This is a genomic window from Paenibacillus tritici, from assembly GCF_013204885.1.
Taxonomy (GTDB): Bacteria; Bacillota; Bacilli; order Paenibacillales; family Paenibacillaceae; genus Paenibacillus_AQ; species Paenibacillus_AQ tritici.
Window position 1 is genome coordinate 1 of the sequence record NZ_JABMKX010000022.1, and the last position, 20251, is coordinate 20251.

Sequence of the window (20251 nt, forward strand, 5' to 3'; positions counted from 1 at the left end):
AGAGCACAGCGATTGGAATAACGGTCCGTTCGCGCAGCGTCCACCCAAGTGCCCACGTTGATCTTACTCCAAAACAAAGGGCCGTCCCAAGCAGCCATTTCATGGCTTTTGGGACAGCCCCTCCGTCTCAGGCCAACCTTCTTATTACTCCCTAATTCTTCGGAAGCGGGTCAGGATGGGCGGATTCCGCCGGTTTGGCTACCCAATCATCGGCTTCCGGTTCAATATCCACACCATTCTCCATCTTTTTACGTTCCGCAAGAGAATCACCGTCTTTATTCTCTTTGTTGCGGAGGTCTGCTTCATTTTGAGTATGATCTGACATGTGAACTCCTCCTTATGCAAGTTGTGCAAGGTTTGGGACTACTTAGTTATAGTTACCCATAGTCCTCTTTTGCAAACATTACATTTCACAGAGGCCCATTATTCGTAATACACACGAAATACAATATCCTGCTCGTAATTCCCGAAGCCGCGCCCGTACAAGGTTAAGCCGCCCCGCCTTCGGGTGGTGTCTTCTGCCGTGAACCGGAAGCTCCACTGATCCCGCTGCCATCCTACTTCATCTATGGTAACTGCGGATATCTGCTGGCCGTCTATATAAGTTCCTCCTGCATTAATCCTCAGCACCTTCAGCAGGCCATACTGGTTCACATCCGAATTCCACCAGGCTGGGGTCAGCCGGCCTCTCATCACGCCGAAATCGCCGGGACTGGTCCATTTGCCAAGCGGGATGCCGTTCATCATAAAAGAAATGTCGGAAGGCCACTTCTCGTTGACACTCGGTGCTTCCGAGCCGATCTCCATCGAAATCTCAATCTCCTGTACCGTCTGATCCAGGAACAGATAATTCGGAACCTTGTATTCAGCGTACCCTTTGGCGAACCAGAGAATGCCGGCATCCACCCGTTCCGGGTCCAGGAAATAACGCGGGTCGTCATAATACCCGATCAGCTTCTCGGTTGTGGCAATGCCGCAGGTCGGTGAAGCCTCCAGATCCGTATAATGTCCGACAGGCACTGAGACCTCGACTACCTTGCGGGCAATCCCTTTGGCACCGGATAATTTAATCTGCAGAAAATTGGCGGAAAGGGAGCAGAATTTATAGGTCCCCCCATCAATCCGCTTCATCTGGGAGCTGACAATGCCTGCCTTCTGAAGCTTGGCTACATGTGAGCTGACAATTGCACTGCTGAGATACAGCCTGGCGGCAATCTCCTTAATATGCATCTCTTGGACGCTGAGCAGGTCGATAATCCTGAGCCGCACTTCACTGGCAAGTGCTTCATAGACCTTCAGCGATTCGGAATCCGTTGTTAAATACATTAAGCTGCCCTCCGCGCTCTTTGAATTAGTTTTTTCATTAATCCTGAAATTAGTTATTGCTTAGTATGTCCCGTAATCCGTATTATGTAATCATAATCGAGCCTAACCAATTAACCATTACATTAATCAAGCATAAAGGAGATTCACCCTATGAGCATTCCATCCAAAATGATTATCGACAAGGACTTCAAGCTGGCCGAGGTGGACCCGAGGCTGTATGGTTCATTCATTGAACATCTGGGCCGGGCCGTGTACGGCGGAATTTATGAGCCGGGGCATCCAACCGCAGACGCTAACGGCTTTCGCGGAGATACGCTTCAGGCCATCAAGGCGCTGAATGTGCCGATCATCCGTTATCCTGGAGGCAACTTCGTATCCGGCTATAACTGGGAAGACGGTGTCGGGCCTAAGGAAGAACGGAAGCGCTCTCTTGAACTGGCCTGGTGGGTTACTGAGACTAACCAGGTAGGCACGAATGAATTCGCCGACTGGGCCAAGCTGGCCGGTTCCGAAGTGATGATGGCCGTCAATCTGGGCACACGCGGTATCGACGCTGCAAGGAATCTGGTCGAATACTGCAACCACCCCTCCGGTTCTTATTGGAGTGACCTGCGCATCTCCCATGGATATCAGGCTCCCCATAACTTCCGTACCTGGTGTCTGGGCAATGAAATGGACGGCCCGTGGCAGATTGGAGCCAAAACTGCCGTTGAATATGGGCGTCTAGCCAATGAAACCGCCAAAGCCATGCGCTGGGTCGACCCTTCCCTGGAGCTTGTGGCCTGCGGGAGCTCGGGCAGCAATATGAGCACTTTTGCCGAATGGGAAGCCACCGTACTGGATCTCACTTACGAGAATGTCGATTTCCTCTCGCTGCATACCTATTACAACAATAATAATGGTGATACAGCGAATTTCCTGGCCCAATCTCTCGATATGGATCAGTTCATCGACAGCGTAGCAGCAGTATGTGATTATATCAAGGCTAAGAAGAAAAGCAAGAAAAAGATTTATCTGTCGCTGGATGAATGGAATGTGTGGAAATCACAGGGCTCAAGCCGCGCGGAGCAGCATTGGCAGATTGCACCGCCTGAATTCGAGGATGTCTATACGCTGGAGGATGCGCTGGTGGTCGGCTGCTGCCTGATCAGCCTGCTCAAACATGCAGACCGGGTCAAAATGGCCTGTATCGCCCAGCTGATCAATGTCATTGCACCGATTATGACGGAGAACGGCGGCCCGCTATGGCTTCAGACCACGTATTATCCTTATATGCACGCCTCTGTCTATGGCCGGGGAACCGTGCTTCACCCGTTGATCACAAGCCCAAAATATGATTCCAAGGATTTCACCGACGTTCCTTATCTGGAAGCTGTCAGTGTATATAATGAGGAATTGAACGAGGTTACTGTGTTTGCCGTCAACCGCCATCTGAGCGAAGGCCTGGACCTGGCTGTCGATCTGCGGAGCTTCGGAGCCGTAGAGGTCCTTCAGCATACCATCCTTGAGAATGAAGATCTTCAAGCGGCGAATACCCGCTCTAATCCGGCGAATGTGCTTCCGCATAACCGCGGAACGGCAGCCGCAGACGGCGGACGGGTAGCCGCCCTGCTTCCGGCCGCGTCCTGGAATGTGATCCGTCTGCGCGTGAACGGCTGAGATATGGCATGACTAATGGTACATGATCCAGGCGACGAGCGGTCCGGCAATGGAGCCGACAATGGCGCACACGGTCATGGCTACAGAACTCATGGATACGGACTCCTCGCCGTATTCCAGGGCTTTGGCTGTGCCGAGGGCATGGGAAGCCGTTCCCAGACCAATGCCGATTCCCGACTCTCCGCGGATTCTGAACAGCTTGATGATATAGGGTCCGCCGATCGCCCCGGTGAATCCGGCAATCATCACGAAGACGGAGGTCAGCGAGGAGTCGCCGCCGAGATCGCTGGAAATCTGGATCGCAACAGCGGTGGTAATCGACTTGGGCAGGATGGACAGCACATACAGTTTGGAGAACCCCAGGCCGGCGGCCATCAGGAGTCCGCTGAACATTCCGACCAGTAGACCCGTAACCGTTCCGCCAAGAATCGCAGGGAGATTCTTCCACAGCACATGCCGCTGTTTGTATAAAGGATAGGCCAGCGATACCACTGCCGGTCCAAGCAGGCGGTTAATCCAGTCGCCACCGATCATATAAGTCTCATACGATATCTGGAAGCCCATAAGCAGCACGACAACCGTGAACGTTGCGGTCAGTGCAGGCAGCAGGACAGGAAGACGGTAGCGTTTGTACAGCATGGACATGAGCAGATAGATCAGGACGTTCATCAGTACAAAACCAATAGCCAGCAGAGCCCTCATGCTTCCTTCCCCTTCCCTTGAAGATTGCGTGCCCGGTTAGTCCGGCGTGTTAGCCGTTTAACGCTGCGGCTGGCAATCCACTCACTGGAATGGGCCGTCACCACCATGGTCAGCACACTGCTGATCACGAGAATGCCGATCAGGAGCAGCCCTCTTCCGCTGAAGATATCCAGATGGTTCATAATGCCTGCGGTTGCCGGGATGAAGAACATGGGCAGATAGGCCAGTATAAAAGACGAGCCGTTCTCTATAAGCTTGACGGGAACGATCTTCACGAGCAGCAGCACAAAGAGCAGCAAGAGTCCTACGATACTGCCCGGAATGGGCAGATGCAGCAGCTTTTGCAGATATTCTCCGGCCAGGAAGAACACATACAGCAAACAGACTTCAGCGATAACACGGATGATTTTCATAATGCAGGAATCCCTTCAATCTTGAGTTGACGGTCACAAGCAGCCTCTTACAGGTCACAGCCGACCCCTTAAGCGTATCAGAATTTTCAGTAAATTTTCAATCTTTTTTCGACGCTTCTATGTACTTTCATGTAAAACTTAAAATTCTTATATTCCAAGCATAAACGGATGATGCCCTAAGGACAACATCCGTTTTTGTTAAGCTTCAGATCATGCTCTACGGCGATAGGATAGGAAGTGATTGCCGTTAGACCCACTCCACCACCTGTGCAGCGGTTTGCCGGGTTTTGGCACGGGGTTCCCCGGCCCGGTAGCCGAAGGCAACCATGCAGGCGATTCCGAAATGCTCAGGGTCCATAATCCCCTCGTCAGCCAGAACCTGCTCGATCTTCTGCTTATCGAAGCCTTCAATCGGACAGGAGTCAATGCCAATCAGCGCCGCTGCGGTCATCATATTGCCGAGAGGCAGGTAAGTCTGGCGCACACCCCATTCAAACATCGCCCGTTCATTACCCTCCAGTTCGAAATCGGATTTCAGGAAGCCATCATAGACCTGGCTCTTCCCCTCGGCAATCTCAGGGGGCAGCTTCTGTACCTCACGCATCATGCCTTGAATATAGTCTGAGCCTGCGGCCATATCACGGGGCTGTCTTGCCAGAATCAGCAGGAAATGGCTTGCTGTCGGAAGCTGTTTCTGAGCGCCCCAGGCATAGGGAAGCAGCTTTTGACGGACAGCGGGATTCTGGACCACCACGAACTTCCATGGCTCGAAACCAAATGAACTTGGGGACAGACGTCCCGTTTCCAGGATGAAGCCGAAATCCTCTTCGCTGATCCTCCTGCTGCCGTCGAACACTTTGGTCGCATGTCTATACTCATAGGCGGCCAGGATTTGCTGTTTGTCCAATGCCGGTATTGTGCTTGTGTTATCCATATTAGGCACTCCCTTTCCGTATCTATCCTTCATATTCAGGAATTGACGTTATCCTGCTTTCATGCTTATAGTAATGGATGAACAGCATTTATAGAAGTACGCACATTTTTGTTATGTAGTATACAAAATGATACTAAGGAGCGTGGTCCATGATGCGCAACCGCAAAGGCGGCTTTGGCTCCTGCACGGATGGCAAGGGCCCAGCCTGCCCTGTAGAATTTACGCTTGATGTCATCGGCGGCAAATGGAAGGGCGTACTGTTATACCACATGATGGATTCCGCCAAAAGGTTCAATGAATTCCGCCGGATCTGCCCTGGCATCACCCAGCGTATGCTGACCCTGCAGCTCCGTGAGCTGGAGGAAGACGGTGTGGTCCACCGCGAGGTGTATCATCAGGTGCCGCCCAAAGTCGAGTATTCCCTGACCGAATTCGGCACGACTCTGATTCCGATCATCAAGCTGATGAGAGATTGGGGGCTGGAGTACCAGGCGATGCAGCAGACTACAGGCAGCCAATCTCTGGGTGTGGAGGGTTAGCGGGAGACGCAGAATAAGGATGCAGCAACCCGCCGCATCCTTGTCCTGTGGTCATGAATTCATCAATTCTTGAAGAACTCCTCCGCCTTCTGCCTGTGCTCCTCCTTGACCTGCCCGGCAATGGCCCGGATACCGGCTGCCATAACAGCAGCATCATCCGTGAAGCCCAGTCCGATCAGCGCATCGGGAATGGCATCAATCGGGGAGATGAAATAAGCCAGCGCGCCAAAAGCAATCCCTTTTGCCCATAACGGCGTTTTGGCATCCAGTGCACAGTAGTACATGGCTATCGCTTCTCTGGTGAATGGAATTTTACCGGCAACTTTCTTGGTTTTGCTCCAAAAGCTCTTCTTGACCAGCTCTTCATTCTTCTTGTCATACTCAAAGTTCTCCACCAATACTCCTGCCGGCAGCTTGCCTGCCTCTTTGTCCATCCGTCGTTCCCTCCCGGTGATTAGAATGAGCCTCCGCGCGGCCTTGCGCCAACCCTCACTATAACTTCACACCATTTCGCCTGCTGCTAATCAATTTCACTCTACCGGATTCAATGTTGAACCGAGATGCTCCTGGAAGAACAGGGCCGTCTGTCTGCGCTGGAATTCGCTCACCTCATGCCCGGAGAACGGATAATCCTTCATCTCCTTGGGCGACTCAATCCGATTATAGGCGGCATATACTGTCTCTGGCATACACACCGTATCCTTCCAGCCTACAGACATGAGGACAGGAACGGTAATCCGGTGGGCCAGATTCACAATGTCAAAATAGGCCAGGTTCTGCAGCACACGCTCCAGATGCTCCGGGTAACGCTTCAGATACTCCGCAATCTCAGTGAGCGAGCTGGTGGAATTCAGCACCCCGAAATCCAGCCGGCAAAGGTTAGGAATATCTGCGGATACTACAGCTACGCGGCGGCTAAGCGCTGCTGCCAGCAGAGCAATCCCCCCTCCCTGGCTGGCTCCTGTAATCGCAATCCGCGCCGGATCAACCCCAGGCAGCTGCGCTGCCGTCTCTATGGCGCGGACGGTATCTATGGCTAACGCCAGATAATAGGATTGCTCCTTCTCCAGCAGCCCCTGGGTAATCCAGCCTCTGACGATCCCATGCTCCTGCGGCAGCAGGTTGCCGGTCTCTCCAAGCTGACCCCGAACATCTACGGCCAGTACAGCGTATCCAAGCAGCACGAAATGTGCATAGCGTTCAGGATAACCCCGGTCTCCGGTGTAGCCCGGAAAGGTTACAATACATGGCCGCTCTGCGCTGCCGTCAGGGTCAACCGCAGGCTGGAGATACCAGGCGTGAATTGTAGTTTCACTATAACTCATATAGCTGACCTTGCTGACCTTCATTCCCGGATAAGGGGTTGCTTCAGGTATAATGGTAATATCCAGCGGCTGCTCCTCATCCTCTGCCAGCAGATCATTCCAGAATTCATCAATCGTCTCCGGGTCCAGTGTCGGCTCCGGCCGGCAATGCTCAAGCTCCTGCTTGCGTTGTTCTATTGCGTTCATCTCTATTCCTCCTGTGTTGCATGCACTCTGTAACCTTGCATGTCTATGTAAGCGTCATTAATATTATAAGTATAAATCCATCGAATTCCAAAGGAGTTGTTCATTATTCGTTACGGAACCCTGGCCCACACTGCGGGCCGCCTGCCGCTGAAGGAATTGACCGCCGCTCTTCAGACCTACAATATTGACTTCGTTCAGCTCGCCCTGTCCAAAGCGATACAGGACATCGACCTGTCCCCCGGCAAGCTGAGTCCGGGTCTGGCCTCCTATATCGGCGAGCAATTCGACAGGGCCGGCATCCGCATCGGCGTGCTTGGCTGCTATATCAATCCGATTCATCCCGATCCTGCGGTCCGCCGGGTGGAGATCGACCGCTTCAAGGAGCATCTGCGCTACGCCCGCCTGTTCGGGGCCCCCATGGTCGCTACCGAGACCGGAGCATTAACAACCTTCCAGGAATTCGACCCTTACCGTTATGAGGAGCTCGGCTGGGAGGCCCTTAAGGCAACCGTCGAGGAGCTGGCAGAGGAAGCAGAGAAATGGGGCGTGTTCCTGGGACTCGAAGGCGTCAGCACCCACACCCTGTCTTCCCCGGCCAAAATGCGGCGTATCCTCGATGAGGTACCCTCCAGCTCCATCGGTGTGGTATTCGATCCGTGCAACCTGATCGGTGAAGAGGTTCACCTGCAGGATGAGATCGTGGACAGTTCCTTCAGCCTGTTCGGCGACCGGATCATCTTGGCCCATCTGAAAGGGATCTATCAGGAGGGTTCCCGGATTCGCCATGGTGCCCCCGGACGCGGGCTGTTCCACACCAGGGAGTTCCTGGCCAAGCTTGAGGCCCATAAGCCGATGATCGACATTTCACTGGAAGACGTCACGGGTCTGGAGATCAGGGACAGCCTGACTGAGCTGCGCAGATTGCGTAAGGAAGCATAGGGCGGCCCATTTCCCCGAAGAGTACCGCTAAGCGGTACTTTTCGCTTTTTACTGAATAAAATAGTATACATATCGCGTATTTGCAAGCGATTCGTGCTCAGAAAGGGAGGGATCACAGATGCGGTTCACTTTCCCCATTCTTACCCTATGCCATGGCGGGGCACAACGCATGCTCGTAGAGCTTACGAACGGTCTTACTGCCCGGGGCCACCAGGTTGTGATCGTTATGCCGCTGGGAGGGGCTGTTTCATATGAAGTTCATTCCATTCTGCTGATTACCGACTATCCGCTGCTCCGTGAATCCGACTTCCCGGTCAGCGATATCATCGTGTCCAATTTCTACACTACAGTTCCGGTCTCACAAGCCGCAAGCCGGAACGGCAAGGGCATTCATGTGCGCCTGTCTCTGTGTTATGAACCGCTGTTTTTACCGGAAAATGAAGTCTCCTTCCCCTCTTATCATGCTACCGATAAGCTGATTGTGCTCTCCAGGTGGCAGCAGGAACTGATTGAGCTGGGTCATGGCATCAGCGGAAGCATTGTGCCCGTAGGGATCAGTTCGACCTTCCGTAACATGAATATCCGCCACAAGCTTCAGGAACCGCTGAATATTACGGCGATTCTCCGCAAGGTAGAGCACGGCTTCTCCTGGCACCGGGAGCAGGAGTATCTGGTAAGTCAGCTGGAAATCGTGAAGCAGAACATTCCGTGGGTGAATATCAATTTCATCAGTCCGCCGGATGAGTTCTACAGCTCTGCGTCACTTCAGAGCATGAAGGACAGCGGGAAATACCGGTTTTTCACCCCGCTTAATGACGAGGAGTTATGCTATCACTATAACGGTGCTGATATTTTTGTCAGCTCGAGTATCTTTGATACCGGTTCTTTGCCGGGACTGGAAGCCATGCGCTGCGGAGCTGCGTTAGTATCCGTCTACTCCGGCGGGAATCTGGAGTATGCCCGCCATGATGAGAACTGCCTGTTATCTTACCGGCATGAGAACCGGATTGCAGAGGATGTAATCCGGCTTATTCAGGACCCCTTCTTCCGTACGCGGATTGCCGCACGCGGCGAAGCCGATTCCAAGGAATGGACCTGGGAGAACAGTGTAAGAATTATGGAACAGACAACGGCAGCCTTCCTAACGGGGAATGGTGTTACTCATCCGCCTTCGTCCACCCTTTTGCAGAGATTGGTCAGCTCCAGAGTGCGCAAGCAGTAAATTGCAGTTATGAGCGGGGATGCAGCAACAGGCCCAACCTGAATGGACAGAGGTTGGGCCTGCTTCTGCATATCTACTTGTGCTTCATCGCACCTCAATTGCCAAAAATAACATCCTGCTTGTTCAGCCGGGTATCATTCCACACCGCCGCCAGCGTATCAGGGAAAATGGTAGCTGCTGTAATGTAGTCCCCAATCAGCGGAGTGGGAACCGGGGAATTGCCGTTCGGATTGGTAGACACATCTGAGACCCTCCGGTTCGTGAAGGACAAGCCGCTGTTGATGGATTCGGCCACAAACACATCCAGCAGGAAGCCGTCCAGCCGGTTGGTATAATAGATCACCCGCACCGTACCCGTTGAGGGGGATACTGTGATCGCAGGCGAGAAATTCTGCGACCCGGACGGAGCCCCTGTGATGCTCACCGGCTGGGACCACAGCAACCCGTCCGGGGAACGCGAGAAGAAAATATCGGCATAACCCAGCCGGAAATCATTCCACACCGCATAGACAAAACCCGCAAACGGACCATTGGAAATATCTGCTCCAAGGGCTAAATTGGTCTGTACGCGGAAGTTATAATTCGGAACCGGCAGCGGGCTGGGCACGGGAACAGTACTCGCCAGAAAAGTCGCTCCCCGGGTCACCGGAGGATTGAAGCTGACTCCCCCATCCTGGGAGACACGGATATAGGCATATTTCGGACCTGGTCCAAGCTGAATATATCCTACATAGACTTCTCCCGCCAGTCCGACAATAAGTGCAGCCCGTTCCAGATCCCCCCGGGGATCAGAAATACGCTGTGGCCGTTCCCAGCTCAGTCCCTGATCCAGCGAACGCTGGAAGAAGATCGCAGCATTAGTCCCTAAATAGAATAGTGGGGTATAGCCTACATATGCGTTGCCCCTGTAGGGGCTGGACGGAGAACGGTCTACAGCAAGAAAAGGCTCGTCATTATGGACATACAAGCCATAGCCCCGCTGGACGATAACAGGGGGATTGAAGGTCAGCCCGTTGTCAAATGTGGTGTACGTTGCAATGGTCCCGTCATTGAATTCATTGAAAAAATGGACCGCTACGATAAATGTATCAGGAAAAGTATAATCAATCGTCGGTGCTTCCGCACTCATAAATCCCGGTGCCTGTGGCAGGATCGTTGAGGACCAGGTGGCTCCGCCGTCAACCGACCGGTAGAATCCGGTCAAAGCTGTGCCGGTACTGGAATCTACCGCTACTGCGCACAGGATATTGGGATCCAGTTCATTTACCGCAATAGAAGGCTCAATATGATTCCCCGGAAGTCCTGCTGTAACATTGACATTCGCCAATAGACATCACCCCGTTTCAAGTGTTAATAATGGACAACCGGTCAATGTATGTAAGTTCATGCTGAAGGATTTGCTCGATAATATTCCCTGCGGCATCCAGTGCAAACACATTTATGATAGTGTTGACCGCACTGTAAAAGTTAATCTGGGCTTCGTAGTAGCTGGCAGCATTAACCGAGAACGTCTGTACCACCAGTTGCTGAGGATTCACTTGGAATAGTGTTTCTCCCACAGGCACCCGCGTAAAATTGCTGCCGATGAAATGAAAGATCTGCAAATTAATATTAATGGCTGCGATAATGGAATCATTCAGGCAGGAAATTTGAATCCGGTCGATATGTGATGTTCCGGCAGGCGAATTGTAGACCGCTCCCGTTGTGTAAGGCATAAGTCAATTACTCCTTCCCGTTTTTCGGAAGATAGCTCCTTCTTAAATCAGGTTCTCTGCCCCCCTTCCCGGCCGCAGACTTCTCCAATTGCCTATGTATATGTATCCCTCGATTTGTCCGATGAGGAAATCTATATTCCAGCATCAAAAAACCGGGGAAATGAAGCCTCCCCGGCGTAATGCTAAGAAACGGATAGGCCCGAGAACACGAGCGGTCCTATAATCGTCGGCGGATTCACACTGCTGACTGCAGATGCAGTGAGGGCATATCCATAGTAACCGGCGGGAAGACCGCTGTCGGTGAACGCCAGATGAATGGCTTCATAGCTGTTCCCGGTCAATGAACTGGACCGCGCGGTGAAAATCTGTACCGCATTACGAACAATAGTAATGATCAGATCCGAAGCATTAGTCAGGCTGTTCTGCAAGCCAAGCGTTGCTTCAAGCAATACCAGCCCGTTCGGTCCGGCAGACACTCCAAATTGTCCCAGAATGGTACTGCCCGGCAGGGCTATTACAGGAAGTAAAGCGGATTGACTGAAGCTCGACGGGACGCTTTTGCTGAAATCAATAACGTTCATCATCAATCACACCAGCGAGAGTCCCGAGAAATCCACGGGACCTATCAGATTGGCAGCGTTAGAAGCGGAGGAATTCACTAGTGACACCGTTAAGGTGTAAGCGAAATATCCTGCGGCAAAACCAGTATCGACATAGGAGAGGCTGATCAGATCAAATAGCCCGGCACCAGGCACCGTGGTCCGCAGTGTGAACACCGGCGCAGCTCCGCGGAGGATAGTGAATAACAGATCTGGAGTGCCGAACACCGTCTGCACACCTACCGAAGCATTAAGCAGAACACTCCCGCCCAGAGCTGTCGCCATGCCAAATTGGGTAAGCGTATTGCTGGAGGGCGAAGCAAGAACGGGTATGGCAATGGACTGGCTGAAGCTTGTGATTGTGCTTTTACTGAAATCAATGATTTGAGTCATCCTGTAACCTCCCAGTATCAAATTCATTCTCTCTATTCTATGAAGAATTCAATCTGCTGACTGGACTAACAACGGGATGTAACACCCAGCCGTACGAAACCATGACATCTATACATAGGCACGGCTGTATGTATGGTTTACACTGAATTTATATACACTAGGGTTATCGGAGGCGGGACAATGAATACGAATGAAGAATACAAGGAACCCACGGGACCTGAGTTCAAATACATGGTGAGCGGAGACTCTATCTCCAAGGGCGTTGTCTATGATGAGGCACGAAGCCGTTATGTCATTCTGGAAGATAATTATGTATCTATGCTCCAGGGCAAGCTCAAGGGGGCAATGCGCAACACAGCCAGATTCGGCAATACGCTGATGAAGGGCTTCGGCAACCTGAAGCGGGATGTACTCAAGGAGAGACCGGATGTGGTCCTGATTGAATACGGCGGCAATGACTGTGACTATCACTGGGGAGAGATTGCGAGCAACCCCGAAGCTGAGCATAGTCCCAAAACAGATTTTCCGGCCTTCGAGCGGATGCTGCTCGATATGATTGATTTCCTCAAGAACCAGGGGATCACCCCTATTCTGATGAGTCTGCCCCCGCTGAATGCGGACAACTACTTCAAGTGGGTCAGCGGCAATAATCCCGATTCCGAGGTCAACATTATGAAATTCCTCGGCAGCGTCACCAAGATTTACTGGTGGCAGGAACGCTACAACTCCGCGATCATCAAGGTTGCCGAGAGTACCAAGACCAAGATTATTGATGTCCGGGGCGCTTTCCTCCAGCAGCCGGATTACACCAAGTTCATCTGCCGGGATGGCATCCACCCCAACCGGGAAGGGCACCGGATTATCTATGACAAGGTTCTGGATTTCATCCGCACCAGCGAACCCCAGCTGCTGCTGGACCCTGCGGCCATGCCGGGGCGTGGATGATAAACTCAACTCAACATTCAAGCGCTCCCCCAGCTTCGGCAGGAGGAGCGCTTCTATATGCTCAAGGCTACAGCGAGACATACCTGTCACCCAGAAGCTGCTGGAAGTAAGTACGGTTGTAAATCATGCTGGGATGGCCGGGAAATAGAAGCAGCGCAGTTTCATTATACCTATTCGCCCGTTCATGCTGGCCCAGCCGGTCATAACAGAGTGCAAGCTGCAGATTCGGAATCCAGGTGTTGAAGGCTTCGTTTCTCACCCCCATGGATTCCGCCCGGTCGGGCAGCACAAGTGCAAGCTCATACCAGTAGACGGCCGGGTGAAGCTGGCCCTTCTCCAGATGCCAGGCTCCCAGCCGGCAGCAGCCTTCGGCACGCGGAGAATCATATTGCAGCGTGCGGGCGATAGCCGTGAACGAAGCTTCCTTGTCCCCCAGACCCTCCCGGCATTCGGCCAGCCGCAGGCAGGCCTGAATATTGTCTTCAATCCAGCCCAGCCCGCCATTCAGGAACAACTCATAGTAATGGCAAGCTTCCTTCAGAAGTCTATGATCACGCAGCTCGTTGGCATAATAATATTGATCGCGCGGAGTGAAGCTCTCCCCCTCTGCCGCCCGTTTGCGGTAGATACGCAGATTGCGGTCGGTATGCTCTTTATCCTTGTCATGGGTAACACAGACGTCACTGCTGAGCGACGGACCGTACACCTCCAGATATTCATGCACCGGACCGATCCATCTGAACCCGCAGGCCCGGCGGACCAGCCGGTTGCGCCGCAAGGAAGTAACCACCTTGCCCTCCCCGTCAAAAGCGAGATTGTACTGCATATTCACACTGTCCACATTTCCCGGCAGCCATGGCTTCAGCTCTCTGAACAGCGCCTGATCTCTCTCCTGCAGATAGTCATCCGCATCCAGCCAGAAGATGTACTCCCTGGTTGCCTTGCTGAAGGCGAAATTGCGTGCCGCCGAGAAATCCTCAATCCAGGCAAAATCATAAATCACCGCCCCGAAGGAAGCGGCAATCTCCTTGGTGCGGTCGGTCGATCCCGTATCGGCAATGATGATCTCGTCTACAAGTCCCTTCACGGACGACAGGCAGCGGGGCAGGCTTTTTTCCTCATTGCGGACAATCATGCACAAACTGATCTCTATCATGGCAGCCTCCTCAATGAATGATCCATTGTGCTATCATGATATGCAGTGCAACTAACAGGGACCCCTTGTTCTAACCCAGAGATTCCGGGTGTTTTGGGAGCTGTACTTTTTTTGCGGACTCCGGCCGTGATTTTTGTTATAATAAGCAGCATACTATCCATATACCAAAAGGGGACGTTTGCTTTGTCAAAAATAATTAAGACGCTAACTATTGCCGGCAGTGACTCCAGTGGAGGCGCAGGCATTCAGGCTGACCTCAAAACCTTTGAGGAATACGGCACCTATGGCTTCAGTGCCTTGACTACCATTGTTACGATGGACCCTGACCGGGGCTGGCATCATAATGTATATCCGATTGATGCCGCAATCGTTGCCGAGCAGCTCAAGACCATCTTCGCCGGCGGTCCAGTGGATGCCATGAAGACCGGTATGCTGGGCAGCGTGGAGATTGTTCAGGTGACGGAAGAGGCACTGAAGAACAACCTCCAGACCAATGTCGTGATCGACCCGGTAATGGTCTGCAAAGGCGAAGATGAAGTGCTGAACCCGGAGAGCGCCAATGCAATCCGCGATCTGCTGCTGCCGCTGGCTACTGTAGCTACACCGAATCTGTTCGAAGCCGGTGTTCTCTCCGGCCTGGGCAAGCTGACTACCCTTGAAGAGATGAAGGAAGCTGCCAGACTGATTCATCAGCTCGGCACACAGAATGTAGTCGTCAAGGGCGGCAAAGCGCTGGGCGGCGATAAAGCAATTGATATCTTCTTCGACGGCAGCGAATATGTTATCCTGGAGACGGCGAAGATTGAGCCTGCCCACAACCACGGAGCCGGCTGCACCTTCGCTGCCGCGATTACCGGCGGACTGGCCAACGGGTTGTCGGTGAAGGAAGCTGTCGTTAAAGCGAAGGATTTCGTGTCCGCCGCCATCCGTAACGGCTATGCCTTCAACCAATATGTCGGCCCTGTATTCCATGGCGGCTACCGCCTGGAGCAGTAAGACCGGACTGTTGACAATTTTAAATACCCGTACACAAAAACCTCTCTTCGTAACGGCTGGGTGAACAGCCCTCGAAGAGAGGTTTCTTTGTTTCTTGTTGCGTGTCCTACTTAACTGCGGGTTCCTCCGCTATATGCTTGACAAAGGCCATCAGCTTATCCTTATTGCTCTCGCCAAGCACGCTGATAATAATGGACTTCGCATTATAATCAATAGGCATGGCGGAGATGAACGGTGATTTGAGAATATCGACACCGAACAGTTCGTTTTTGCCGGTCTCCTCATTGACTCCCCACTTCATGCGCGTATCGTCAGCGGCAAGCTTGCCATCCGCCGTAATCGGCTCCAGATTCTGGAATCCTGTCTGTCCGCCGATCCAATCGACGGTAGCCTCATCCAGAATGAGGATATCCGGCCGGTTCGCTGCCAGCTCCACTACAGCCTTCTGCATGTGGTTCATATCCAGCGTATCGGAGCCTTCCCCGGTCCGGGGAAGATACACAATATTGGCCTCGACCCGCTTCCATTCGGGATAAGCAGCGACGATGGCCTTCTCCAGCTCATCTGTTTTGCCGCTGGTATCCTTGGCTCCGAAGTTGCCAATGAACATAATCGTCGCATCCACCGGAGGCAGAGAAGCGAGATACTGCCGGTGCTGGTAGTTATCATAGAGCGCCTTCCCGCCGAAGATCAGCACAAGCACACCGATAATGCCGAGAATCACATGGGTTTTGTACAGCCGCATGAAGGTCTCCCATTTGCTTGCCGTACCGGAGAAGCGCCCGTATTTGGCCAGCCGCTCATCTTCAGCCTGCTGAATCTCTTGCTCATCCCAGGTATCGAGAATCAGCTTGTACGCCCGGAAATCCGCCTCATACGCTGCTATCTCTTCATCCGTTGAAAGGGCCCGTCTGCGCTTCAGGAGCAGATCGAACCGTTTGTTCAGTTCCTCTCTGGTTACGGTTTCAGGTAAGTCTAACCGCACGTACGCTTGCTTCAGGTTATCGTTCACATTCAGTTCTCCTTTGATATGTATGATACAGTAATTCTATTTTAACAGACTTCGCCCTGTATTCTCCACTCGCGCTATAAAAGGGGCCTGCCAGCCTAGTCCAGGCCGTGCAGCCCCCTCCACTCCTCCGGCTGCATCCCGGTGACCCGCTTGAACACGGCACAGAAATAGCTGACATTCTCGAACCCTGCCCGCTGGGCAATCTCATAGATCCGCTGCCCCCGGCTGCTGAACATAAGCTGCTTGCTCCGGTTGATCCGCTGCTTGTTAATATAGGCCACCGGCCGCTCACGGACCGTCCGCTGAAACAGCCGGCACAGATACTGCGGGGAGACCTCCGCTACTTCGGCCAGCTCCCTCAGCAGCAGCGGACGGTGCAGGTGAAGCTCAATATATTGCAGCACCGGCTTCACCCGCTCCAGCTCATTGTCTGCATTCGAGGCAGGAAGCAGGCTGCGTTTCAGGTCAAGCAGTAGCGCGTACAGCAGCTTGGCACGCTCCATATTGTCCTGAAGCTCATTGCCGCAGGAGAGCGTAAGCATCTCCTCAAGCGGAGCAAGGATGGATTCTGCTCTGAGACGTCCCACCCCGGACTCCCGTATTCCCGCGTATAGCAGCATCTGGGCTGCTTCTCTCCCGTTGAAGGAGATCCAGGCCAGCTCCCATTCGCGGGTAAGCGGCGTATAGGAGTGGGGCACATCCGGGTAGAGACAGAAGATATCGCCCGCCTCGGCAATATAGGATTTTCCCCTAATAATCACCTCACCCTTGCCGCCAAGAACCTGGTGCAGCTGATAATCCGGGAAGCCCGCAGGCCGGGACATCTCGCCCTGATGCTCCCAATACCCGATGGTCATGGCATACAGGGGCAGCAGAAGCATATCTTCCATTTCGCAAAAGATCATCTTACTGTCCATAGCAGCCTCCCTCCGGATGCAAACTGGCATCCCTTAGTTTCATATTCTATTATATCCGAATAAAATCATTATATATACCCAGAACATTTCCCATTCTATAATATGAATATAACAATATAAGGAGATGTTAACTTGCGCAACAAACTCTCGTATCAGCAGCCTGCCAACGGATATCCCGAATGGAACAATAATCCCGAGATTTTTCAATTGAACCGTATAGATGCACACGCCTCCATGATGTCCTTCCCGGCAGCAGCCGATGCCCTGCAGGGGAACAAAGAAGCCTCTTCCCGTTACCAGTCTCTGAATGGAACCTGGAAATTCGCCTTCGCCGAGACCGCAGATGCGCGGATCAAAGACTTCTATACCACCGGCTATGACTCAGCGGATTGGGCAGAGATTACGGTCCCTTCCCACTGGCAATTCCAGGGGTATGATTATCCTCAATATACTAACGTGCGTTACCCTTGGGAAGTATCCGAGCCGGATCTGAAGCCTCCGTATGCACCGACAGTATACAATCCGGTAGGCTCTTATATCCGTACATTCAGTGTTCCGCAGGATTGGGACGGCCAGCCTGTGTTCCTCAGCTTCCAGGGTGTGGAATCCGCTTTCTATGTATGGGTGAACGGTGAACTGGCCGGATATTGTGAGGATACCTTCACTCCGTCAGAATTCGATATCACAGCCTACCTGCTTCCCGGCGAGAACAAGCTTGCCGTTGAAGTCTACCGCTGGTGCGATGCGAGCTGGCTCGAAGACCAGGACTTCTGGCGGCTGAGCGGAATCTTCCGCGATGTCTATCTGTATACCGCACCTTCCGTGCGGGTTGCCGACTTCTTCGTCCGCACAGAGCTGGACAAGAGCTTCACCGATGCGCAGCTCCAGGTGGACCTGAAGGTGGAGAATTATGATAACCGCATCATCGCGGCGCATTCGGTAGAGGTACAGCTGTACGATAGTAAGCAGCAGCCGATATGGACAGCGCCGTTGTCAGCCGGATTTGCTTTTGAGCAGGATGGCACTCAGGAATTGAAGCTGTCCGCAGCGGTGAGTAATCCGGAGAAGTGGAGCGCGGAGAAGCCTAACCTCTACACCCTGCTGATTACGGTGAAGGATGATCAGGGACAACTACTGGAAGCGCTTAGCTGCAAAGTAGGCTTCCGGACCTTCGAGATCCGGGACGGCCTGATGAAGATCAACGGCAAACGGATCGTATTCAAGGGCACCAACCGCCATGAATTCTCCTGCGATACCGGCCGTGCTCTCTCCAAAGAGGACATGATCACCGACATCAAGCTCATGAAGCTGCATAATATCAACGCCGTGCGGACTTCCCACTATCCGAATCAATCCGTCTGGTACGAGCTCTGCGACGAATACGGTCTCTATGTCATTGATGAGACGAACCTGGAGACCCACGGCTCCTGGCAATACGGGCAGCAGGAGCTGCACGACGGCAATGTTCCCGGCAGCCGCCCGGAATGGCGTGCGAATGTAATCGACCGTTGTAACTCCATGATGCAGCGGGACAAGAACCACCCGTCTGTGATCATCTGGTCGCTCGGCAACGAATCCTTCGGCGGCGATAACTTCCTGGCGATGTACGACTATCTCAAGGAAGCCGATCCGACCCGTCCGGTACATTATGAAGGGATCTATCATTACAGACCTTCGGAAGCGGCCAGTGATATCGAATCGACCATGTATATCAAGCCCGATGATGTGGTGAAGTACGCACTCAGCAATCCGCAGAAGCCGTACATTCTGTGTGAATACAGCCATGCTATGGGGAACTCCTGCGGCGGTCTGCATCTCTATACAGAGCTGTTCGACAAATATGACAGCATCCAGGGCGGCTTCATCTGGGACTGGGTGGATCAAGCGATCCGCACTTCCACTCCCGAAGGGATCTCTTACCTGGCCTACGGCGGGGATTTCGGGGAGAAGCCGCATGACGGCAACTTCAGCGGCAACGGGCTGCTGTTCGCGGACCGGACCGTTACTCCCAAGCTCTACGAGGTTAAAAAATGCTACCAGAACGTCACCTTTACAGCGCTGGATCTCCAGAGCGGACGTTTCCAGGCCCGCAATAACTTCCTGTTCACAGACCTGGAAGACTATAAGCTGATATGGAATCTCGCTCTGAATGGCGAGACTGCCCGTGAAGGACAGCTGCCGCTCTCCGTAGCACCCGGCGAAGCAGCCAGCTTCACGATCCCGCTGGATTGGGGCCTGCTGGAGGCAGATAAGGAAGCTGTGCTTACCCTGTCGTTGGTTCAAGACGGGGCAACCTCCTGGTCGGCTCCAGAGCATGAGATTGCCTGGGAACAGTTCGTACTCTCACCGTACATTCCATCCGGCAACCCGGATAGCTCAGGCAGTACGCTACAGGTGAACGAGCAGGATGGCTTCCTGACCTTCGAGGGCAATGGCTTTGCACTCTCCTTCGAGACTGCCACCGGCGCGCTGACCTCTCTGAAGTCCTCCGGGAAGGAGTATCTGCTTGCACCGGTCAGACCCAATTTCTGGAGAGCCGTAACGGACAACGATCTCGGCAACAAGCATCCGGAGCGCTGCGCCAGCTGGAAGGAAGCCTCTTACCAGCGCCAGCTGGCCCGATTCAGCTGCCGGGTTGAAGGCAACCTCGGCTTCGTAACCGTTGACTACCTGCTGGATACACTGCCGGCATCCACCTTGCGTGTTCATTATGAGATTCGTACAGATGGTTCTGTCGAGATTGCGCAAGAGCTTAACCCGGGCAGCGGCAGCCTGCCGGAGATCCCGGAATTCGGGCTGGTCTTCGAGCTGGACAGCAGCCTGGACACGGTCTCCTGGTACGGCCGCGGGCCGCATGAGAACTACTGGGACCGGCAAGCCGGAGCTAAGCTGGGACGCTATACCGGCAAGGTGAGTGAGCAATTCACGAATTACCTCCGCCCTCAGGAGTGCGGCAATAAGACGGATGTCCGCTTTGCTTCCGTCACCGCAGGCCGTGAAGGACAAGGATTGTCCGTGGAGAGCGCTGTCCCTATCGAAGTCAATGCGCTTCCTTGGACTCCCGCCGAGCTTGAGGCCAGCGACCACGGCTATAAGCTTCCGGCGTCCGGCAGAACGGTGCTGCGTGTAAATTACAAGCAGATGGGCGTCGGCGGCGACGACAGCTGGGGTGCTCCAACCCATGAGCAGTTCACCCTGCCGGCTAACCGTCCTTATGCCTTCAAGTTCAAGCTGTCCCTGCTATAAACCGCCTCAGCGGGAAATAGAAGGATA

21 protein-coding genes are annotated in these 20251 nt (G+C 53.3%); 7 read left to right on the forward strand and 14 right to left on the reverse strand.

Annotation, left to right across the window (positions count from 1 at the left end):
• Positions 1–151 precede the first annotated feature (151 nt).
• Positions 152–325, reverse strand: coding sequence for a hypothetical protein (locus tag HQN87_RS27910; RefSeq protein ID WP_173139976.1), 174 nt, complete (start codon positions 323–325; stop codon positions 152–154).
• Between the two features lie 98 nt (positions 326–423).
• Positions 424–1326, reverse strand: a complete 903-nt coding sequence (locus HQN87_RS27915; RefSeq protein ID WP_173139978.1) for an ArsR/SmtB family transcription factor — start codon at positions 1324–1326, stop codon at positions 424–426.
• Positions 1327–1476: 150 nt separating this feature from the next.
• Between HQN87_RS27915 and arfA the strand changes: the two genes are divergently transcribed.
• The gene (gene arfA, locus HQN87_RS27920) at positions 1477–2985 is read left to right on the forward strand and encodes an arabinosylfuranosidase ArfA (RefSeq protein WP_173139980.1); all 1509 of its coding nucleotides are present in this window, start codon (positions 1477–1479) and stop codon (positions 2983–2985) included.
• A gap of 12 nt (positions 2986–2997) precedes the next feature.
• On the opposite strand, the gene HQN87_RS27925 is transcribed toward arfA, so the two are convergent.
• The 3 genes from HQN87_RS27925 to HQN87_RS27935 form a co-directional block, all read right to left on the reverse strand.
• Positions 2998–3687 (reverse strand): LrgB family protein, encoded by a 690-nt coding sequence (locus HQN87_RS27925; RefSeq protein ID WP_173139982.1) that lies wholly within the window; start codon positions 3685–3687, stop codon positions 2998–3000.
• On the reverse strand, positions 3684–4100 hold the full coding sequence (locus HQN87_RS27930; protein ID WP_173139983.1) for a CidA/LrgA family protein: 417 nt from the start codon (positions 4098–4100) through the stop codon (positions 3684–3686). Before HQN87_RS27930 ends, HQN87_RS27925 begins: the two co-directional genes overlap by 4 nt.
• Before the next feature lie 247 nt (positions 4101–4347).
• On the reverse strand, positions 4348–5034 hold the full coding sequence (locus HQN87_RS27935) for an NAD(P)H-dependent oxidoreductase (RefSeq protein WP_173139985.1): 687 nt from the start codon (positions 5032–5034) through the stop codon (positions 4348–4350).
• A gap of 152 nt (positions 5035–5186) precedes the next feature.
• Between HQN87_RS27935 and HQN87_RS27940 the strand changes: the two genes are divergently transcribed.
• Positions 5187–5573, forward strand: a complete 387-nt coding sequence (locus tag HQN87_RS27940) for a winged helix-turn-helix transcriptional regulator (RefSeq protein WP_173140141.1) — start codon at positions 5187–5189, stop codon at positions 5571–5573.
• 62 nt (positions 5574–5635) lie between these two features.
• On the opposite strand, the gene HQN87_RS27945 is transcribed toward HQN87_RS27940, so the two are convergent.
• Positions 5636–6007: a YkvA family protein gene (locus HQN87_RS27945; protein WP_173139987.1), complete on the reverse strand. Its 372-nt coding sequence runs from the start codon at positions 6005–6007 to the stop codon at positions 5636–5638.
• A 96-nt stretch (positions 6008–6103) separates the two neighbouring features.
• On the reverse strand, positions 6104–7084 hold the full coding sequence (locus HQN87_RS27950; protein WP_173139989.1) for an acetylxylan esterase: 981 nt from the start codon (positions 7082–7084) through the stop codon (positions 6104–6106).
• Positions 7085–7180: 96 nt separating this feature from the next.
• Between HQN87_RS27950 and HQN87_RS27955 the strand changes: the two genes are divergently transcribed.
• Both HQN87_RS27955 and HQN87_RS27960 read left to right on the forward strand, forming a co-directional pair.
• Positions 7181–8023, forward strand: a complete 843-nt coding sequence (locus HQN87_RS27955; RefSeq protein ID WP_173139991.1) for a sugar phosphate isomerase/epimerase family protein — start codon at positions 7181–7183, stop codon at positions 8021–8023.
• 118 nt (positions 8024–8141) lie between these two features.
• Positions 8142–9245 carry a glycosyltransferase family 4 protein gene (locus HQN87_RS27960; protein ID WP_173139993.1) on the forward strand — a complete coding sequence of 368 codons (1104 nt, stop codon included), beginning with the start codon at positions 8142–8144 and terminating at the stop codon, positions 9243–9245.
• 94 nt (positions 9246–9339) lie between these two features.
• Here the strand turns inward: HQN87_RS27960 and HQN87_RS27965 are convergent, their stop codons facing one another.
• From HQN87_RS27965 to HQN87_RS27980, 4 genes are all read right to left on the reverse strand, one after another.
• The gene (locus HQN87_RS27965) at positions 9340–10572 is read right to left on the reverse strand and encodes a beta propeller repeat protein (RefSeq protein ID WP_173139994.1); all 1233 of its coding nucleotides are present in this window, start codon (positions 10570–10572) and stop codon (positions 9340–9342) included.
• A gap of 16 nt (positions 10573–10588) precedes the next feature.
• Positions 10589–10960, reverse strand: coding sequence for a hypothetical protein (locus tag HQN87_RS27970; protein ID WP_173139996.1), 372 nt, complete (start codon positions 10958–10960; stop codon positions 10589–10591).
• Positions 10961–11142: 182 nt separating this feature from the next.
• Positions 11143–11547, reverse strand: a complete 405-nt coding sequence (locus HQN87_RS27975) for a hypothetical protein (protein ID WP_173139998.1) — start codon at positions 11545–11547, stop codon at positions 11143–11145.
• Positions 11548–11952: a hypothetical protein gene (locus tag HQN87_RS27980; protein WP_173140000.1), complete on the reverse strand. Its 405-nt coding sequence runs from the start codon at positions 11950–11952 to the stop codon at positions 11548–11550. It abuts the gene before it with no gap.
• 180 nt (positions 11953–12132) lie between these two features.
• Here HQN87_RS27980 and HQN87_RS27985 point away from each other — a divergent pair, with 180 nt between their 5' ends.
• Positions 12133–12897: an SGNH/GDSL hydrolase family protein gene (locus HQN87_RS27985; RefSeq protein WP_173140002.1), complete on the forward strand. Its 765-nt coding sequence runs from the start codon at positions 12133–12135 to the stop codon at positions 12895–12897.
• A 67-nt stretch (positions 12898–12964) separates the two neighbouring features.
• Here HQN87_RS27985 and HQN87_RS27990 read toward each other — a convergent pair whose 3' ends face one another.
• Positions 12965–14053 carry a glycosyltransferase gene (locus HQN87_RS27990; protein WP_173140004.1) on the reverse strand — a complete coding sequence of 363 codons (1089 nt, stop codon included), beginning with the start codon at positions 14051–14053 and terminating at the stop codon, positions 12965–12967.
• 183 nt (positions 14054–14236) lie between these two features.
• Here HQN87_RS27990 and thiD point away from each other — a divergent pair, with 183 nt between their 5' ends.
• Positions 14237–15049 carry a bifunctional hydroxymethylpyrimidine kinase/phosphomethylpyrimidine kinase gene (gene thiD, locus HQN87_RS27995; RefSeq protein WP_173140006.1) on the forward strand — a complete coding sequence of 271 codons (813 nt, stop codon included), beginning with the start codon at positions 14237–14239 and terminating at the stop codon, positions 15047–15049.
• 106 nt (positions 15050–15155) lie between these two features.
• Here the strand turns inward: thiD and HQN87_RS28000 are convergent, their stop codons facing one another.
• Both HQN87_RS28000 and HQN87_RS28005 read right to left on the reverse strand, forming a co-directional pair.
• On the reverse strand, positions 15156–16061 hold the full coding sequence (locus HQN87_RS28000) for a hypothetical protein (protein WP_173140008.1): 906 nt from the start codon (positions 16059–16061) through the stop codon (positions 15156–15158).
• Positions 16062–16156: 95 nt separating this feature from the next.
• The gene (locus HQN87_RS28005) at positions 16157–16978 is read right to left on the reverse strand and encodes an AraC family transcriptional regulator (RefSeq protein ID WP_173140010.1); all 822 of its coding nucleotides are present in this window, start codon (positions 16976–16978) and stop codon (positions 16157–16159) included.
• Between the two features lie 132 nt (positions 16979–17110).
• Here HQN87_RS28005 and lacZ point away from each other — a divergent pair, with 132 nt between their 5' ends.
• On the forward strand, positions 17111–20224 hold the full coding sequence (gene lacZ / locus HQN87_RS28010) for a beta-galactosidase, LacZ type (RefSeq protein WP_173140012.1): 3114 nt from the start codon (positions 17111–17113) through the stop codon (positions 20222–20224).
• Positions 20225–20251 lie beyond the last annotated feature (27 nt).